The 16,886-nt window shown below is 44.3% G+C and carries 14 protein-coding genes; 8 read left to right on the top strand and 6 right to left on the bottom strand.

Going from position 1 to position 16,886, the window contains the following annotated elements; genetic code table 11:
- Positions 1-30 precede the first annotated feature (30 nt).
- On the top strand, positions 31-663 hold the full coding sequence (locus tag AC3RV5_RS10070) for an HD domain-containing protein (RefSeq protein ID WP_489731790.1): 633 nt from the start codon (positions 31-33) through the stop codon (positions 661-663).
- A 64-nt stretch (positions 664-727) separates the two neighbouring features.
- Here AC3RV5_RS10070 and tmpT read toward each other — a convergent pair whose 3' ends face one another.
- Both tmpT and AC3RV5_RS10080 read right to left on the bottom strand, forming a co-directional pair.
- The gene (gene tmpT / locus AC3RV5_RS10075; protein WP_489731791.1) at positions 728-1,372 is read right to left on the bottom strand and encodes a thiopurine S-methyltransferase; all 645 of its coding nucleotides are present in this window, start codon (positions 1,370-1,372) and stop codon (positions 728-730) included.
- Between the two features lie 109 nt (positions 1,373-1,481).
- Complete coding sequence (locus tag AC3RV5_RS10080) at positions 1,482-1,715, bottom strand: CDGSH iron-sulfur domain-containing protein (RefSeq protein ID WP_489731792.1); 234 nt, start codon at positions 1,713-1,715, stop codon at positions 1,482-1,484.
- Positions 1,716-2,059: 344 nt separating this feature from the next.
- On the opposite strand from AC3RV5_RS10080, the gene AC3RV5_RS10085 reads away from it, so the two are divergent.
- A complete protein-coding gene (locus AC3RV5_RS10085) occupies positions 2,060-2,632 on the top strand; it encodes a biliverdin-producing heme oxygenase (RefSeq protein ID WP_489731793.1) in 573 nt (190 codons plus the stop codon).
- 62 nt (positions 2,633-2,694) lie between these two features.
- On the opposite strand, the gene AC3RV5_RS10090 is transcribed toward AC3RV5_RS10085, so the two are convergent.
- On the bottom strand, positions 2,695-5,358 hold the full coding sequence (locus tag AC3RV5_RS10090; RefSeq protein ID WP_489731794.1) for an ATP-binding protein: 2,664 nt from the start codon (positions 5,356-5,358) through the stop codon (positions 2,695-2,697).
- A 468-nt stretch (positions 5,359-5,826) separates the two neighbouring features.
- On the opposite strand from AC3RV5_RS10090, the gene AC3RV5_RS10095 reads away from it, so the two are divergent.
- Both AC3RV5_RS10095 and AC3RV5_RS10100 read left to right on the top strand, forming a co-directional pair.
- Positions 5,827-6,747, top strand: coding sequence for a M14 family metallopeptidase (locus AC3RV5_RS10095; protein WP_489731795.1), 921 nt, complete (start codon positions 5,827-5,829; stop codon positions 6,745-6,747).
- Positions 6,748-7,006: 259 nt separating this feature from the next.
- On the top strand, positions 7,007-8,311 hold the full coding sequence (locus AC3RV5_RS10100; RefSeq protein ID WP_489731796.1) for a DEAD/DEAH box helicase: 1,305 nt from the start codon (positions 7,007-7,009) through the stop codon (positions 8,309-8,311).
- Positions 8,312-8,442: 131 nt separating this feature from the next.
- Here the strand turns inward: AC3RV5_RS10100 and AC3RV5_RS10105 are convergent, their stop codons facing one another.
- The 3 genes from AC3RV5_RS10105 to AC3RV5_RS10115 all read right to left on the bottom strand — a co-directional run bounded on the left by AC3RV5_RS10105 (position 8,443) and on the right by AC3RV5_RS10115 (position 11,455).
- Positions 8,443-9,834 carry an MFS transporter gene (locus AC3RV5_RS10105; RefSeq protein WP_489731797.1) on the bottom strand — a complete coding sequence of 464 codons (1,392 nt, stop codon included), beginning with the start codon at positions 9,832-9,834 and terminating at the stop codon, positions 8,443-8,445.
- Between the two features lie 746 nt (positions 9,835-10,580).
- Positions 10,581-10,946: a hypothetical protein gene (locus AC3RV5_RS10110; RefSeq protein ID WP_489731798.1), complete on the bottom strand. Its 366-nt coding sequence runs from the start codon at positions 10,944-10,946 to the stop codon at positions 10,581-10,583.
- An 11-nt stretch (positions 10,947-10,957) separates the two neighbouring features.
- Positions 10,958-11,455, bottom strand: a complete 498-nt coding sequence (locus AC3RV5_RS10115; protein WP_489731799.1) for a hypothetical protein — start codon at positions 11,453-11,455, stop codon at positions 10,958-10,960.
- A 718-nt stretch (positions 11,456-12,173) separates the two neighbouring features.
- On the opposite strand from AC3RV5_RS10115, the gene AC3RV5_RS10120 reads away from it, so the two are divergent.
- The 4 genes from AC3RV5_RS10120 (at position 12,174) to AC3RV5_RS10135 (ending at position 16,860) form a co-directional block, all read left to right on the top strand.
- Positions 12,174-13,277, top strand: a complete 1,104-nt coding sequence (locus tag AC3RV5_RS10120; protein ID WP_489728374.1) for an ISAs1 family transposase — start codon at positions 12,174-12,176, stop codon at positions 13,275-13,277.
- Positions 13,278-13,301: 24 nt separating this feature from the next.
- Positions 13,302-14,087, top strand: coding sequence for a DUF4013 domain-containing protein (locus AC3RV5_RS10125; RefSeq protein WP_489731800.1), 786 nt, complete (start codon positions 13,302-13,304; stop codon positions 14,085-14,087).
- Positions 14,088-15,339: 1,252 nt separating this feature from the next.
- Complete coding sequence (locus AC3RV5_RS10130; protein WP_489731801.1) at positions 15,340-15,852, top strand: TIGR00645 family protein; 513 nt, start codon at positions 15,340-15,342, stop codon at positions 15,850-15,852.
- Complete coding sequence (locus tag AC3RV5_RS10135) at positions 15,853-16,860, top strand: TerC family protein (protein ID WP_489731802.1); 1,008 nt, start codon at positions 15,853-15,855, stop codon at positions 16,858-16,860.
- Positions 16,861-16,886: the final 26 nt, after the last annotated feature.

Genomic DNA, 16,886 nt, shown 5'->3' on the forward strand with positions numbered 1-16,886 from the left:
AGATCCACAGCGGCAATAAAGGATTTATTTGTGAACCGATTTGAAGCAAATATGGCAGAATTTATTCAGGCTGAAATGCAAACCGATCTGGCCCATGATTTTCAACACGTGCAGCGTGTGGTTAACAGCGCACGTTTTTTATGCGCCAAAGAGCAGGGTAATATTGACGTTGTATTGCCTGCGGCCTGGTTACACGATTGCCAGACCCTAGCAAAAGACCACCCCCAGAGGGCACTCAGCTCCCAACTTGCCGCCGATAAGGCCATAGTATTTTTAACTAAAATTGGTTACCCTCAGGAGCATTTTGGGCATATTCACCATGCCATAGTTGCCCACAGCTTCAGCGCAAATGTTACACCACAAACTATAGAAGCCAGCATAGTACAGGACGCAGATCGCCTGGATGCATTAGGCGCCATAGGCGTAGCACGTTGTATTCAGGTCAGTGCGGCCCTTGACCGGCCGTTATATTGTCCGGTAGATCCCTTTTGCCAGCACCGCGAACCAAATGACGAGCGGTTTACCCTGGATCATTTCTATCAAAAATTGCTGCTACTAGGCAAATCCATGCATACCAACTCGGCTAGGCGTGAAGCCATGAAACGCAATGACTTCATGTATCAGTTTATCCTCCAGTTACGCAAAGAAACCACACTAGGCTGATTGCAATCAATCCAGCAGCAGCCTGCAGCGCCAACGCGATAAACGAATGAAGAAAAAACACCTGCTATGGTCGGATTTTTTGAAATAACCAAAGCGCTTCAATTGCTGTCACTACCCCTTTTAGCCCTCCAGGCACATTTTTTTGGGTGATGAGTGTAACCTGGTAGCTCGACCCATAATGGTTGAGTAATTCTGCCTCGCTGATGGAAAATGGTGGGCCATCCAATAGCTGTTGATCGTACTCAAAAGTGATTAATAATTGCGCTGCGCTCTGGCTGATGTCGATCAGGTGGGCGCTATATTGAACGCGCATCTCCGCTGGCAAGGCAACCAGGGCCGCACGATCATAGATTGCGTCTACCTGGCCCATATCTTCAGCGGTGATATCAAAGATGTTGCCCACCAAGATATCAATATCGGGTGTTTGGTAGCGCGTTACTTCTTTTTCCTTGGTTATTTGTGGCTGTACACCCAACTCGTCAAACAATTCGGTAACGGCGAACTCACTTAGTTCTGCGCCTACTACACGATAACCTTGGGAAACTAACCAGCCAATATCCCGGGTTTTACCACACAGGGGCAGAAATATCCGACTACCTTTTGCCAGCTCCAATTTTGCAACATGTTCAACCAAGTAGGCGTGTGCTTTTCTGTTATGAAAAGCGATGTCTCCTGCTGTCCATTTTTGATGCCAAAAACTTGCTTTCATTTAACCCTATTCACTTCCAAAACAATATGAGGGCAAAGCCTGGGGTTAACCTACCCAGCTATGCCTGGCGTTTAATTTTGCGCCAACACCGATATTAAATCTAATGCCGTTATTTGTGGCTACCATCACATAACGGAGGGGATGCTGTATCTTTACAACCACAGAAAAACACGGTTTTCGACCTGGTTGCCTGGTATTTTACCGGTGCGAAATCTGTACCTTTATGTGAACCATCACAATAGGGTTGTGATTTACTTTCACCACAAGCACACCAAAAATATGTGTGACCCGACTCTACAGCCATCGCGTAAGGAGCGTCTGATGCTCTTTTAGGCTTATGCATAATTAAATCTCCCAAATAAGTTAAATTTAATAGAGGGTTAGACAAGGGATAGGATGTAGCTAAAATATACCACTTAATGGCCTTATATCTACTGTTTAGCGTTACCTTTTACATAGATGCGAGGTATTACGCCAATTAGTCTGGTTCTAAATACCCGGTGCGTAATGTGTGGTATCCGTGGTCTAACACCATAGTATAACCCAAACCAGCCATCGAAATTAGCGATACCATTGGAGCAATAAAGCACGTAAAATCCGTATCTTGACAAGTTTTTCTTACGCTTAGTTTGAAAAATCCCCATTTAATTACGTGAATATACTGCCCTTTGCTAGGAGCTCGTTTAGATGCAGATCGGTGAAAAATTGAGGTCGGTGACCCGCTCAATTCATCTACAATTACATGCCCACCCATTGCTGAGTATTTTAACCAGCCCTGACATCAGTGCAGATGATCTGGTTTATATTCAAAAGGCGCAATATGGATATTGGCAGCTGTTGCAAAATGTCGATCATACATCTATGCCGGTAAGCCCGATGTTATTATGGCTACAAGAGGATTTGAGAGCTTCTGGTGTTGACCCTTTACAGCTCAGCATATGTCAGAATATACCGCCGTTGACCAATGAGGAACAACTACTGGGCTTAACTTATGTTAAGGAGGGGTCATTGCTAGGTGGGCAGGTGATTTTTAAACATATTAGTCAATCATTACCTGAGTGTGTGCATGCCTTGCGTTTTTTTCAAGGGCGGGGTAAAAATACAGGGTTACACTGGCGTGAATTTTTACACTATTTAGAGCTGCGTTCGCACAAACTTGATCATGATCTTATTTGCCAAAGCGCGTTAAATACCTTTATTTGCTTTAAGCAATGGATGGATCATTGTGACGACATGCGTCGTGTAACTCAAAAAGTGTAATTTTGTATCAGAGCTTGGGCCTGCTAAGACACAAGCTTTTCAGCTTTGCGAGAGAACAAATATTACTCTTCCAAAACGGATTTCAACGTATGTAATGAGACTGGTTTAACGAAATGCTGCTTGAAGCCTGCATCCTTTGCACGTTCGATGTCTTTTTTCGATCCCCATCCACTTAGGGCATAAAACGACGTTTTGGCTGCCTCGGACAATTTTTGCAAAATTCTACACAGTTCATAACCGTCTATATTTGGCATGCCAATATCAAGAAAAACAAAGTCCGGCTGAAATGTTTTAAATGCTTCTTTGGCTTTTAACGGATCGGATATACCTAGTGTTTTATAGCCCAAGGTGTCACAAAGTAAGCAATAAGCTTCCAGAATATCGACATTATCATCTACGAATAGAATTTTTTTGCCTTTTCCTGTCAATAGCGGGCGCGGTTGAGGAGGGGGAACCACAACTTCTGGCTGTTCCACCAGTGGTAATGTAATTTTAAACTGACTTCCCGTGCCAATGCCTTGACTGGTAACAGAAATCCTACCGTGATGAAGTAACACAAGTTTTTGCACTAGGGTTAAACCAATGCCAAGGCCGCCTTCTGTATGAGTAGAGTGCGCTTCAACCTGGGTAAACATGTCAAATACATCTTCTAAGCGATCAGGTGGAATACCCAAACCATTATCGCCAATAGTGATGACCGCGTTTTTCCCCTCGGACTCAATTTCCAGCTCAATCAGGCCTTCGCGCTCAGTATACTTAGCAGCGTTATGCAAAACATTGGAAAATATTTGAGATAAACGGGCTTGGTCACCGTTAACAAACAGCGCCTTAAGGGGTTTTTTTATACTCACACGATGGGATTTTTGTTCAATTATTTCGGCAACAATTTCAAGTGAATGAACTATAGTATCTTCCAAATTTAGACGTTCAAAATCGATTTTTATTTTGCCGCGAGTGATACGCGAAACATCCATTAAATCGCTGATAAGTTTCGACATATATTCTGCTTGGCGCTTGATTATGGCAACGACTCGTTTTCTTACCGGTGCTTCGGGTTCATTCTCTAATAGCGCAACACCGGTGTTTATCGGTGTCAGTGGATTTCTTAGCTCATGGGCCAAAGTGGCCAAAAATTCATTGCGGTATTTATCCTGCTTTTTTAAATTAGTGAGGCTATTGTGCATACGATCTTGCGCATCGAGAGCGTGCACCAAAAACATCCGATTTAGACGATTAGCCGTCGTAATATCGGACTGATCAAATGGAAGACAATACCCAGTTATCTCCCGGATATTGACTTGAAATGATGCTCTTGGTGAAAGCCGTTCTTTTTTCGATGCGTTCGCAGAGGTTTCTTTTTCAACACCTGTCCAACGTTGGTTTTGGATCCTTTCTTTGCGAAACCATGCGGTAAAAAATTTCTTTTTCTCAAATAGGGGGATGATCATTATGCCAGCGATACCGTTTAATTCTTCGGCGCTATATTGTTCAAATAAATTTTCAATGACATAAGGAAACTGATTTTCAGCACTGGCTCTTGCAACTAAGATTTTTACCAGGCTGATCGGCAAAGTTTGCCCTAACGTGATGGTTTCTTGTTGGGAATAATAAATAAACCCATCGCAGTTCATTGCTTCTAGAAAAGCGGTTTCGGCGCTTTTGATTACCTTGACGATAGAGTTGGAAGGCCCGATCAAGTCCAGCATGTCATCGACAGCTTGGTCCGTGTCATTTTTTTTCTTGGAGAGTAACTCTTCCTCTTTGGCCAATAAATGCCAACTGAAAAGCTGACTTAAATTTTCACACTGAAGCCTTACATCTTGGGATATATATCTAGGGTGTCGGCTGTGACAAGAAATGAGACCGTAAAGATCACCACCCGTCACTAAAGAAACTGAAAACGATGCTTTTAGACCTTGATTGCGAATGTATTGCAAATGAATAGGTGACACCGTTCGCAGTAATGAATGGGTCATATCCAATGGAGTGCGCTGCACTTCATTTGTTCTTGGCAACAGCGGGGAGGAAGGCAGGTTGACATCAGGCACTAACCTTACCCAGTTAACTTTATATAACTCCCTCGCCTGGGGCGGAATATCAGAGGCGGGGTAATACAAATCCATGTATGACTCCAAATCATCATCTTTTGCTTCAGCAATAACTCTGCCTGAATGATCGTCGTTAAACTTATACAAAACCACGCGTTCCATACTGGTCAAATAACGTATGGTTTCGACCATCTGCTGGGCCATTTCACTAAGGGAGGTTAGAGCCTTAAAACGCGGAGCGATGCTCATAGCATAGAGTTTTATATATTGCTCCGCGCTGTATCGCTCTCTAAATTGAGTAGAAGGCTCCAGTTCGACTACGTAATAGGGTCCACTTGCATAAACGACAGCAAAGTACTCTAAATCAGTGTCCGCCACTAATAACGACTGCTTAAATTTAATCCGAATTGGCAGTCGGGTATTACTTGTCTCTACCCGACTAAAGGTTTCTTGCAGAAAGTTGCGTTCGTCAGAATCCTCTTCCAGTAAATCAAAAAAAGGCATATCTACTAAGGTCAGGTCACCAAAAATATTTTCTGTATTGGCGCTAATGACAGATATTCTGAGAGAATCCCGATGAAATGCGAAAAGATAACCATATCCCTGAATTGATTCGGGAATGTGGATTTGCTCTTGTTCACACTTGTCAAAATTTAGCTTATCGATATCTAATTTCACTACTTTCCTTAGTTTTAACGCGTTGCACCTGGGATGTCTTTATTTCTATTGAACTGGTATAGAAGCACACATCCTATTTGTTTGGTATCAGCACTGAGCAACGTTGAAGCGAAATAAACACTAGTTGTGATAAATATCGCGTACTTGTTGTTACTGACTATTTTAATCAATCCTGTTCGCTTTTTAGAGACGCGAATATTTCCACCAAGAAATCTTTGAAAGGACTATGGCAGAAGGCCCGCAAGTACTCAACCCAGCTTTACATTGTGTTTATACACAGTGATTTTGCGTATTATGGCTAAGATAAAGGGTAACAGTCAATAATTGCTGACAGCGGCTAGGTTGCAAGCTTCAAATTCATATTCCTGGCATGCAGAACTGATAGGCATTTTGTTTTATCATCCCAATTCTAAACGGCGACTTTTAAGTCGTTATTGGCAACCAAACAATAGTTTATAAAGGTAAAATATGACACAGGCTTCAACCTATCACATTGGCACACCGGACAAACCTTGGGGCGAGAGCGAGAAAAAAGCCTGGCTGGCTGAGCAAAACAAAAAGCGCAGTTATGTAGATGATGTGGTTAGCCAAATTGAGCCGCTTAGGGCAGAGTTTGATATTGAGCAGTACGCCACCCTGGATTACGCAGCGGGCCAATATCCTCTGTTTGTGATTAAAACCAAGCTCTTTTCCCCAAATAAACCCACCGTTTTGGTGACCGGTGGGGTGCATGGTTACGAAACCAGTGGTGTGCATGGTGCTTTATATTTTGCCGCCCACCAAGCCAAACATTATGCCCAATACTTTAATATTGTGGTAGCCCCCTGTATCAGCCCCTGGGGTTATGAAACCATCAATCGCTGGAACCCCCAAGCTGTTGATCCGAACCGCTCTTTTGTGACCAATAGCCCGGCGCCTGAAGCGGCTAACATTATGGCCTATGTGGCGTCGTTGGGGCTGGATTTTCTGGCTCATATCGATTTACATGAGACCACAGACACGGACAATAGTGAATTTAGACCGGCCTTGGCGGCACGTGATGGCATCGAGCAAGATAACTGGAATATCCCTGATGGTTTTTATACTGTAGGTGACAGCCACGATCCGCGCCCGGAATTTCAAAGTGCGGTAATAGCCTCGGTAGAAAAGGTAACCCATATCGCCTTGGCGGATGAAACAGGAAAGTTAATTGGCTCGGATCTGGCCCAGCACGGCGTGATCAATTATCCCTTACACGAGCTGGGATTATGTGCTGGTTTCTCAAATGCCAAGTTCACCACTACTACCGAGGTATACCCAGATGGCGTCAATGCAACGTCAAAAGAATGTATAGCGGCGCAAGTGGCGGCCGTAGTGGGTGCCCTGGATTACCTAAAAGCTCAACTATAAGCCTGATTATCATCTGCGTTAACCTGGATAACCCAGGTTATTAAGGGTTAACGTGCTTTTTATTGCCAAATACACACAATCTATGACACCCCTTGGGGTAAAATCCTGTATATTTCGCCATCATTTTTTAACTACAACCAAGCAATTTCAACATTCAGATCCCGGCGCCGCTAAGTGAGCAGGGTTCAGGCAACTTTTTACAAACATAGTATGTAAACAGGTTGCGTCTATGTTTTGGTCTGCCGGTAGAGGAATTAGCATGAAATTTTCATCATTAGATTTAGCCAAACAACTGCAAGACGCCATTGACGTTTGTGGTTACAGCGATATGACCCCCGTGCAAGAACAAGCTATTGTGCCTGCCAGAAGAGGGCGAGACTTGCTGGCCACGGCGCAAACCGGTACGGGTAAAACAGCGGCCTTTGCTCTGCCTATTTTGCAACAGATGCTCGACAAACCCAAGGCCGCCCAGTCAGGTAATCCTCGGGCCCTGATCTTGACTCCCACCCGGGAACTGGCAGAACAGCTGGCCAATACCATTGCAGCATATGCCCAGTTCACCACATTGAATGTCACGGCTTTTTACGGTGGTGTGAAAATGGGGGGCCAGGCCGCCAAACTCAAAGCAGGAGTGGATATCTTAATCTCTACCCCGGGGCGTTTGCTGGAACATATGACCCTGAACAATGTGCATTTAGCCAACGTGGAATTTGTGGTACTAGATGAAGCTGACCGTATGCTCGATATGGGTTTTATTGCCGATGTGCAGCACATGTTGCAACAGATCAATAAAAAACATCAGACCTTGTTATTCTCGGCTACCATCTCCCCTAGTGTGAATGAGCTGGCGCACAAGATCTTGAATAACCACCAGGAAATTCGCGGTACCCGACTAAACAGCACCGCAGATACCGTTGAACACGTGATGTATCCAGTGGGCGAGTCGCAAAAAATTGAATTATTCAAAACCCTGCTGGCTGAGCAAAACTGGTATCAAGTGCTGGTATTTACCAGCACTAAAGAGCAAGCCGATACATTGATGGCCGCGCTCAAAGTGAGCAAAATTGAAGCCGGTGTTTGTCATGCAGATAAGAGCCAGGGTGCCAGACGTCGTGCCTTGGCCGATTTTAAATCCGCCAAATTGCAGGTACTGATCGCCACAGAAGTTGCCGCCAGAGGCTTGGATATTCAGGGTCTGGATCACGTAGTGAACTTTAACTTACCCTACCTTCCAGAAGATTACGTGCACCGTATTGGGCGCACAGGTCGGGCCGGAAAAGCAGGGCATGCCATCTCTTTTGTCAGCCGTGAAGAAGAGCGTACCGTGGAGCGGATTGAACGATTAATCGGCAGCAAAATCACGCGTATTGTTAAACCTGGCTTTGAAGTCAGTAACCGTGAATCCTTACTCAAAACCGTGTCTCGTCATAGTCGCCCCAGCCGGACCAATAAATCCACTCAAACTCAAATCGTGTTTGATAAAACCAGCGGTGGCAAAAACAAAAAAGTGAGCAAACCCGGCGCTAGCCGTAAACGCACCACGCCGGCAAAAGCCAATAAATAAAGCTTTATCTAGTGAGTGGCGGCCACCGAGTGGCGGCCACCGCGTAGCTTCCACGGCGTAGCTTCCACCGCGTAGCTTCCACGGCATAGCCCCCACCGCCAGCTACGCGGCTTTGTTTTATTTGGCCGTTATCAGGGCTGAGGTTTGGTTTCTCGGCCTCTGAGGCTTGAAATAAAACAGGCCCCTAAGGCACACCCAAAGGAGATATTCAATGCTAATACCACGGTTTGCAACAGGGCCGGGTATTGGGCAGGAGTAATTTGTTCATCTCCCAGAAAATGATGTACCAGCAAATTGACCAAACTCATACCCACCAGGTTACCTATAGTGCGCGCCAGGTTCATACTGGCCGAAGCAACCCCCAGTTCACGCATATGCACTGCGCCCATAATGGCATTGTTATTGGGTGTGGAAAATAAACCGAAACCTATACCAATCAAAAATAGTGATGAGCCGATATAAAAGGCGCTACTTTGTAAGTCCATGCGACTGAGAATAAAAAAACCGCAGGCGACGATCGCACAACCCAACGTCGCCAATAGTCTGGGTTGTACCTTGTCTGAAAGGCGTCCGGATAAGGGTGCTAAAAAGGCCATGGAAAACGCCTGGATCAGAATGATTTGGCCTGCGTCGGACGGACTAAAGCCCTTTACATATTGCAGGTATAAACTCAGCAGGAAGGTCAAAGGATAAATACTGGCATACATCAGCAATGAAGTACTCAGCGACATAGAAAAGACCCGGCTTTCACGAAACATCTGCACCCGGATCAGCGGTTCTTTATGGCGACTCTGATGCAAAACAAACAGGCCCATACTGATAATAGCGACTGTTAGCAAAACCAGGCCGGTTAAGCTGGGCAGCATACTGAGACCAAATACCAAACAGGTGGCAGACAAGGCAAAAATTGCCGTTCCACGCCAGTCGAATGCCGATCGTCTGTCGTTTTTCCAATCGCCGTGCAGGCGTAACTTGATCAGGATCAGCAAGATGGCCACCAGGGGGATTTGAAACAAAAAAACCGACCGCCAGCCCCAGAGCTCCGTTAACCAACCGCCTATGGCAGGGGCGACCGTTAATCCCACATAAACACAAGCTGCACTGATCCCCAGGGCAAAACCTCGCTTGCTTGGCGGGGTGACCGAGGTGAGTATGGCCACCCCGGTACCGAAGATCATGGCCGAAGCTGCGCCTTGTATAAATCGCCAAAACAAAATCCACTCAATGCTGGTGCCAAAGGCACACATCATGGACGCCAGGGCGTTAAGGGCGAGCCCCCCTGCATACACACGTTTACGGCCGTAATTGTCGGCTAACTTACCAAAGGGCAGCATAAACGCCACATTGGCCAATAAAAAAATAGTGGGTAACCAACTGACCATTTTGGCATTGGCTTGTAACTCGGCAGCCAGATCCGGGATCGCAATATTCACCGAGGCCATACCCAGTGGCCCGATAAAAGAACCGATACAAACGACAATAAGGGCGACAGTGGTTACAGGTAATTTCGAGAAAAAAGACATAACAACAGTTGGTAACCTAAAAGAGGTGCAATGATACCCAAGGCAAGCGTCAGTTGCACTGCTTGCATTTCAACATTAAGGCTCCGATGAAAAGAGTAATAAATACGGTAAACAGACATACCTATAGACATGCTTTGCAGGCCATATAGATAAAGGCTTGCATAGGTTTTAGAAATGTCTACGGCTTTGTGAAATTTTCTAGCTCTTTACCTGTAATTATGTCTATTGCTACCAAGCTGATTTTAACATTAATTCTGACTATATCGAGTGGTCGATGGGCAAACGAATAATAAGACATGACTGACGGCAATGAGCGATGAGCGGCCATTCAGAAAATCTGCTTATCTTTAAAATTGTTTGATGTTTTCTTTTGGCATCCTAATGAAAAGTGCTCCGACAAGGAGACATAAGCACTTAGAATTTTATAGGTGTATTTTGCTAATAAAGTCCATCAGTATAAAGCCGGTTTGTACTTTTAGTTCAAGCGGCCATAAAACCTGGATAAATTTATGTCTCTAACCCCATCTATTGAAGTCGTTTGAAGGGTAAAATCGTTCCGCAAGACTCAGATAGGTGGCAGTAAGTTGCTTGTTTGTATCAATAAAACATGTCGTTTTGAGTTGGTATCAAACTTGCTGATTTCGCCGAAAGCTTTAAGATGGTGTGTAAATTCCTATCGGGTAAGAATCATAAATATAAACCAACAAAAGTGATTCAAAACTTACTTTTGTTGGCATTAGACAAGTTTAATTGGGTACTTGTATGATGTGAACGCAAGGCATATAGTCTCCCCAAACATTCTCATTGCGACTAACTAAGCGTGTATCGATAATTTTGCGTGCACTATCTACCGTAAACTGTACTTTGCAATGCCAGAGTTTGTTGTCAGGTGCCACTATCTCTTTATGATATTCTAAGACCTCATTGCCTTGTGCATCTGCGCCGATGCCAGTAGAAGGACCGATTTGATTCACTAGACGTTTTGCAGTCTCGCCGTTCCATAATGCTAAACGTTGTTTTAATTCATCTACAGGCTCAACAACAGCCCAATTGGTTGAACAAGCACTCAATAGAAAGCTCGCAATAAACACTGATATAGTATATCTCTTCATGACATGCATCCTCAGTTACTTAGTAATGTTTCTTTGGTAATGAGCTTAATTGATTTCACCAAATTTTTTAGTTTATCGCTATATTGATCATCTGCCAAAATTCTATCTCTTTCTTCGTTGACCAAATCGTTATAGCTTTGAATGCGTTTACCTTTTATGTCCCAAACTTTGTTTCGAGCGCCTAAAGGCCAAACTTCGATTTCAATTTTAGACGTTTTCATTTGACCTAAAGCTAACCCTAATAACATTTGACCGTGCATTATGGTGCTGGAATCGGCAGTTTGTGTTGCATTTAAAAATTGTACGACACCTTTTAGACCGCTCATATAATCGTCTACTGCATCGTCATCGTACCGTTCAATACCAATGTTAATATCATCTTCAACCTTAATAGTTTGGGTTTTGGTAGGTTTAGTAAAAGCGCCAGTGTCGACATATGCGCACGAAGCGAGCGTGAGAGTAAAGGCTACTATTAATAAGCTTGTTATTTTGGTTTTACCTAGTTGCATGTCCTTTCCTTAGTGTTTGTTGGATGCAACGAGAACAAGGTGCCAAAGTTAGGCGTTTACCAAATAAGGCTCACGAAGAGCAAACTAGGACATTCATACTCGGAACTGCCAATATTTTTGTAGTTTTGAAAGTGATTAATAAATGATCTTTAAGTGACTAATAAATAGTCTATCGCACCCTATTTTAATCGACAAACTTTGTCAAGGAAGCATTTTAATAGTCGTTCTACTACGACCCCATAGAACCACTTTACCGATATAGTATGTCGTTCCGTCTATACTCTTACCATTTTCGGTAAAACCTTTTAATTTAAGAATATATTGCTCAAAATTAAGCTTTCCAACAAGACTTTAAATATGCTAGGTTTTATATACAAAAAATATAGATGCCTCATATATTTATGATTTTTTTATTGAAAATCAGTTTTTTTCAACATTGAAAAGCCACTTATGATTTGTATTACGCTATAACCTCAATTCGATAACTAATGTAAAAAGTGATTTCAATAGACTCAAGGAATAGTAATGAGCATTAATGACGATAATCCTAACAATGATACAATACAAAGCGATGTGCCAGAGTCAGTGGAAGCACAGGGCGGGATCAAACTTTAGGTTATAATTAGTCATCTATCGATCACCTATTGATATAAACAGTCTGGAACTTTTTGCTTGAGGGTCGATCAGATCGTCAACTTTCCCCAATCGGTATTATCATATGGAACTCATCGACTGCTTAAAAGACGTTCAAGAGACACGCTCGCATATTAATCAAACATATCCGTTACTGGAAATCATGTTCCTAGTGGTGGCGGCTTTAGCCTGTGGCCAGAAAGGGTGGTCAGATATACAAGATTTCGGTGACGGCAATCTTGACTGGTTACGCCGCTATTTGCCTTATGAGAATGGCATACCCACCCGGCATAACATCGCCAAGATAGTCCGTGCTGTCGTGCCGGATAGCTTTGTCGGTGCCTTAGTCAAGTGGGCGAATGTGCGGCGCACCCGCCATGGCAAGCCATTAATTGCATTAGATGGGAAAGATATTCGGGGTGTCGAGCGCAGTGGTAAAGCCTCGCCCCTGAGTATTGTCTCAGCCTTTGATGTGCAGCAAGGCTTAGTGCTCTATCATAGTGCCACACAAGGCAAAGGTCAGGAAATTCAAGCGGTGTGTGATCTGCTTGATGCACTGGATATCCAGGATTGCATTGTGACGATGGATGCACTGCACTGCCAAAGTGACACACTGAGCTTGATCAAAAAACGCGGCGGCGATGCACTCGTACAAGTCAAAAAAAACCAGGACGCCTTATTCAATCAGATAGATGGGGCATTTCAGGCATACTGGCAACAATCTCAAACCCAGGACCACATCGCAGAGGCAAGTGAGAATAAAGGTCATGGCCGGGAAGAGTCTCGTTGTGTATATAGCCTGCCTGCTACTCTTGGCGAGGCACTCAAGATAAAGTGGTCAATGTTAGAAAGCGTTATCGCGGTCGTTAGAACCCGCAAGATAGCGAATAAAGTCAGTCACGAAACCGCTTATTTTGCTTGCACCACCCACCTCCCCTTAGCCCTGGCAGCGGATGCCACACGTCGTCACTGGGACACTGAAAATCGTCAGCACTGGGTGCTAGACGTTGTATTCAGAGAAGATGCTCAAACCATTTACACACGCAAGGCCGCGCAGAATATGGCGACAGTAAGGCGTTTCGTATTGAATTTACTCAGGCGAGACAATGGGAAACAGAGCATGCCACGCAAGATGAACAAGGCGGCATGGGACGAGAACTATCGTCATGATGTATTGTTTACAAATTAGTTACAAAGTTCGCTCGCGCCCTGAGTGGAAGCACTACCCATAGAACAAACAGATCATGAACACCAAGAGAAAGGGCATAGCTTTTTCTATCCATTTGTGTTTCCATTTTATCAAAAAAACTGGCTACCTAAAATGTGGTGGGTTCCGGTTTTGGGATTTGTTCCAATCGTTAACTTGATATTGCTGCAAGGTTGGCGATTTTCTTTAGTTAGTCGCATGACCGCGCATGAAAAAGAAATACTGCCAACTGCCGATATATCTTTGTTTTTTAAAAAAGGCCTAGTTCTTTGGTTTATGACCTTGTTCTATCTAATCATTCCGACAATTATAATATTTAGCGCAGGTGCTGGAGAGCTAGGTAATCTGTTTAGATCATTGGGTTGTTTCTGGACATGGATCTTTGGAGACGAGAATTCCCCTACTTTGTATACATGTATAGTAGCCGAAGCTGGAGACATGATGATTCGCTTTGCTATCGAATTGGTTTGGCTTATTGTTCAAGGCACCATGTTTAAGGTTGCCCTTATTCGCTATGCAATTACCGGTAAAAAACGCGTATTCTTAAACTTGCCGGTTAATGCGGGCATCGCTCTATATCATATGAAAACAATTGTTATGATGATTGTTTTTGGACTGGTCATGACAGCAGTATTCTTGCTAGCAACATCGGTAATGTTGGCAACCGTGGTATTAACTCCCCTTATTCCGTTAATTCTTATAGTGGTATATTACTATGCAACTGGCTATGAATATGGCCACTTAGGCCATAACATTGCGGCCTTTAGGAAGAAAGAGCACCGTAAGCACTAATATACGGTTGAAATCTTACCGAGACACCAATTATAGATACGCTTAAATCACGAAACAGATTGCTGCAATGACAACAACCCTGGGTCCTTGATTGCGCGATTTGGATGAAAGGATGGCAGAAGTAAGTAAACTTATCGAATGGTCAATAGAAGATTTTTGCGTGTAAAAGAGGCAAATTTTTTATGACAGCCTTAAAGTTGTGAATGCCCATTTAGTTTTAGAACCAGAGCTACAATCTAGCGGCAAAAATCAGTTCAGTTCGAATTAAGTAAGTCCAACTGGCCGCTATTGGCACATTTTTGACTGACAACTCCGAGCGATCTGCCGGAAGTCGAAATTGGTTAATCCTATAATTCGCTCTTACTTCCCTGTCAGGTCTAGTTTGAATATATTGACAAGATGTGCTCTTTAAGTGAACTATAATTATGAGACCGTCTTGAAATAGATTATATATTGAAGATGTCCCATGACCGATGAACCTGACTGGACACTCAACCAAGAACCCTTTAAATCGAAACAAGCACCGCTCTCGTTTCTTCTTCGGGAAGTGGAGCCAGTGAAGATGTTCCTTCTCAAGGCCAATCGGTATATCGAGCAATGTGACTCATATCACGACTTACGGTTTTGAGATTTTTCTTTGAATAGTAGAAACGACTAAATGCATACCGGTTGGCTTCTTTTCAAGGCTCACCATCTGAAAAGAATATCTGTGGGAACGCTTTTATTTTCTTGGACTTAGGATTTGGAATAAAGCCATGCTTGGCATTTGGCGACGAAGGATTGTATATCATTGATTGATGAAGAATAGTTTCTAGAACTGCCATAATTTAGATCCAAAGCTATTATTCTTAGATAGTAAAGGATATACATTAAAAGTGTCTATAGTTCTTAAGTTTATATGTACTGTGTGCTGCGCTTAAGTATACCGTAAAGTGTCATCCTAAGCGGCTCAAAAGCGCCATTACCAGCCATGCGCTATTTGTTTGAAATAGTATTTCGCAAATAGACTTCTCATCAATAGCAGACTGAATAACGGCTTGGTGCCATAAAGTCCGATTTTGAGGTGAGGCTAACAACACCTGTCCGTTTGATTCAGTTAAGCAACCCATTTCCCTTTTTTAGTCAGCTACAAGTTATTCGAATAGCCAGTTTTGCTTCACAATTGCAGCCCAAGACAGCCTGTTGCTCATTGCTTGGATCAGAGATAGCGTTTATCCTTCTTAGACTAGTCCCGATAAACTGAAGTGAATAAATGCAATCGTTCGAAAAAAAGCTGGAAGCAGGAATTTTTGCCAGTCGATGGCTATTGGCGCCGTTTTTCGTCGGTCTCATCATCGCTATTCTGGTTTTGCTGATCAAGTTCATGAAGGAACTGGGTACGCTTGTCATGAGCGCCTGGAGCGCCGATGAGTATGAAACAGTAATTTCCATCCTCACCCTGGTGGATACGGCGCTGATTGCCAGCCTGCTGCTGATCATCATTTTCAGCGGTTATGAGAATTTCGTATCGAAAATTTCGGTTAGTGGCCACGAAGATCGGCCAGCCTGGATGGGCCGAGTTGGCTTTGCCGATCTCAAACTCAAATTGATTGGTGCCATTGTCGCCATCTCGGCAGTAGAGCTGCTCAAAGCCTTCCTGGTGAGTGACCTGTACACTAATGAGCAACTTGGCTGGAAAGTAGGCATTCACTTAACCTTTGTGCTTTCCGGGCTGTTCTTTGCATTAACGGACTGGATTTCTGAATCCCGGAAAAATGATCACTAAATGATCAGCGGTATCTGGCCTTGGGTGCTATTCAATTTGTTTGTGGTTGGCCTGTTGGCACTGGATCTTGGGCTTCTGCATCGAGGCAATCGGCAGATTACGGTGGCCCACGCGCTTTGGCTAAGCCTGGGCTATATGGTGCTGGCCTTTCTGTTTGCGGCTGGGATGTTCCATTTCGTAGGTGAGAAAGAAGGCTATCAGTTCATTACCGGCTACCTGATAGAAAAAAGCCTCAGCATCGATAACATCTTTGTGTTTGTGCTGATCTTTACGCACTTTTCGGTGCCTCAGGAGTACCAGTACAGGGTGTTGTTCTGGGGCATACTCGGAGCCCTGGTCATGAGGGGCGCGCTGATCCTGGTCGGCGCATCACTGATTGAGACGTTTCACTGGGTGATCTACCTGTTTGGCGCCTTCCTGATTTTTACAGGTATCAAGATGCTGATTACCGTGGGTGCCGAGCCGGATGTGGAAAATAACCCTGTCGTTCGGCTGATGAAACGACACTTCCGGGTGACCGAGGGTTTTGAAGGCGGCCGGTTCACGGTGCGCAAAGACGGCGTCCGTTACATCACGCCGTTGCTTATCGTGCTAGTACTCGTTGAGCTGACGGATGTGGTATTTGCACTGGATTCCATTCCCGCGATCTTCGCAATCACAACCGACCCGTTTATTGTCTATACCTCCAACGTCTTCGCCATACTTGGCTTGCGGGTACTCTATTTTGCTCTAGCCGGCATCCTCCACCGCTTCCACTATTTGAAATACGGGCTATCTCTGGTGCTGGTGGTGGTCGGACTGAAAATGGTCCTCAATGCCTGGTTCGGCGCCAAGGTCATCCCCACCGAAGTGGCGCTGCTTTTGACGGCGATACTTATTGGCGGCTCTATCGTGTTTTCTATGTGGAAAACTGCAAAGATGCCCGAAGGCGAAGCCCGGCGCCAGTCCAAGCGCTGGTGGGTACCTGGTAGCCCGGCGAAGAAAAAAGACAGCGCCCGGAAGCCTTGAGTTCCCTTGACTACAAAAAAATGTAC

This window comes from Paraglaciecola sp. IT1134 (assembly GCF_058068185.1).

What these genes read in the sequence shown, in the direction of transcription:
- tmpT (WP_489731791.1), bottom strand. Translation starts at nt 1,372, where the DNA reads ATGAAAGCAAGTTTTTGGCATCAAAAATGGACAGCAGGAGACATCGCT.
- AC3RV5_RS10080 (WP_489731792.1), bottom strand. Translation starts at nt 1,715, where the DNA reads ATGCATAAGCCTAAAAGAGCATCAGACGCTCCTTACGCGATGGCTGTA.
- AC3RV5_RS10085 (WP_489731793.1), top strand. Translation starts at nt 2,060, where the DNA reads ATGCAGATCGGTGAAAAATTGAGGTCGGTGACCCGCTCAATTCATCTA.
- AC3RV5_RS10095 (WP_489731795.1), top strand. Translation starts at nt 5,827, where the DNA reads ATGACACAGGCTTCAACCTATCACATTGGCACACCGGACAAACCTTGG.
- AC3RV5_RS10100 (WP_489731796.1), top strand. Translation starts at nt 7,007, where the DNA reads ATGAAATTTTCATCATTAGATTTAGCCAAACAACTGCAAGACGCCATT.
- AC3RV5_RS10105 (WP_489731797.1), bottom strand. Translation starts at nt 9,834, where the DNA reads ATGTCTTTTTTCTCGAAATTACCTGTAACCACTGTCGCCCTTATTGTC.
- AC3RV5_RS10110 (WP_489731798.1), bottom strand. Translation starts at nt 10,946, where the DNA reads ATGAAGAGATATACTATATCAGTGTTTATTGCGAGCTTTCTATTGAGT.
- AC3RV5_RS10115 (WP_489731799.1), bottom strand. Translation starts at nt 11,455, where the DNA reads ATGCAACTAGGTAAAACCAAAATAACAAGCTTATTAATAGTAGCCTTT.
- AC3RV5_RS10120 (WP_489728374.1), top strand. Translation starts at nt 12,174, where the DNA reads ATGGAACTCATCGACTGCTTAAAAGACGTTCAAGAGACACGCTCGCAT.
- AC3RV5_RS10130 (WP_489731801.1), top strand. Translation starts at nt 15,340, where the DNA reads ATGCAATCGTTCGAAAAAAAGCTGGAAGCAGGAATTTTTGCCAGTCGA.
- AC3RV5_RS10135 (WP_489731802.1), top strand. Translation starts at nt 15,853, where the DNA reads ATGATCAGCGGTATCTGGCCTTGGGTGCTATTCAATTTGTTTGTGGTT.